General features: G+C 35.8%; 3 protein-coding genes. 2 read left to right on the top strand and 1 reads right to left on the bottom strand.

From position 1 onward, the window contains the following. Positions 1 to 102: AzlD domain-containing protein (locus H5072_RS20095; RefSeq protein ID WP_182694595.1), on the top strand; the 102-nt coding region annotated here is incomplete at its 5' end. Positions 103 to 175: 73 nt separating this feature from the next. Next, positions 176 to 673 (top strand): glutathione peroxidase, encoded by a 498-nt coding sequence (locus H5072_RS20100; protein ID WP_004335023.1) that lies wholly within the window; start codon positions 176 to 178, stop codon positions 671 to 673. Positions 674 to 791: 118 nt separating this feature from the next. Here H5072_RS20100 and H5072_RS20105 read toward each other — a convergent pair whose 3' ends face one another. Beyond that, positions 792 to 977 carry a PA3496 family putative envelope integrity protein gene (locus tag H5072_RS20105; protein WP_007579801.1) on the bottom strand — a complete coding sequence of 62 codons (186 nt, stop codon included), beginning with the start codon at positions 975 to 977 and terminating at the stop codon, positions 792 to 794. Positions 978 to 1099 lie beyond the last annotated feature (122 nt).

A 1099-nucleotide genomic window follows, 5' to 3' on the forward strand; every position in this document is an offset into this window, starting at 1 on the left:
TATTTAAGCGCAGCGATAGTCGCCATCATTGTTGCCTATAAAACACATAATATTTATTACACAACGCTTGCCGGTATGGGGCTATTTCTGATTTTAAATTAGAGCGCTCTTTATACTTTATGAAATACTGTACTCAGGTTAAAATACCTATAACAATAATAAAAAAGACGCCAATATGCACAAATTCCATCAATTAAGCGCAACAAGCTTGCAGGGTCAACCTATTAACTTTAGTGATTTTGAAGGTAAGGTTGTGCTTATTGTTAATACCGCAAGTAAATGTGGATTTACCTACCAATACGAGTCACTTCAAGCTTTGCATAATAAATATGCCAGCCAAGGTTTAGTTATTTTAGGGTTTCCGTGTAATCAATTTGGTCAGCAAGAACCCGGCGACGCTACACAAATAGAGCAAGGGTGTTTAATTAATTTTGGTGTGAGTTTTTTAATGGCGGCCAAAGTAGATGTAAACGGTAAGCATGCTCACCCAGTCTTTCGTTTTTTAAAATCGGCTTTACCTGGTTTTTTAACACGTAAAATAAAGTGGAATTTTACTAAATTTTTAATTGCCGCAGATGGCACGCCAATTAAACGTTATGCACCTTTTACTAAACCAGAAAAGCTAGAACTTACAATTCAAAAAGCTTTGGCACAGGCTAAAAGCACGCTTTAAAAAGTAATAAAGAGGCGCAAGGCCTCTTTATTGCCAATACTATTGAAACTTAAACATACGCATAACTGCACATTTAAACTCTCAATATTAATTGGTATTTTATTTATACTAGTGAAATTTAATCGGTGTAATCGCTTAAATCGTCTTCGCCTAGATTTTTACGCAAGCGTTTTTGCTCAAGGTAGTCTTCCAACTTCTTTTTAACCTTTTGCTTGTTCTTATCGTGTTGATTACGGCCGAGCATTTCGTACTCGTCTTCAACAAAATCGTCATCTAGCGCATCGTAACTAAATGTCTTACCCACAACCCACTCCATAAAGTGTTTGAGACCAACCAAGGATTTTATTATCGCAATAGTCGGTAAAATTAAAATGTTTAACGTCAAAATGCTGTGCAAATTAACATCAAAATAAAGCCACGTGACTA

This window comes from Pseudoalteromonas sp. SR45-5 (genome assembly GCF_014163565.1).
GTDB lineage: Bacteria > Pseudomonadota > Gammaproteobacteria > Enterobacterales > Alteromonadaceae > Pseudoalteromonas > Pseudoalteromonas distincta.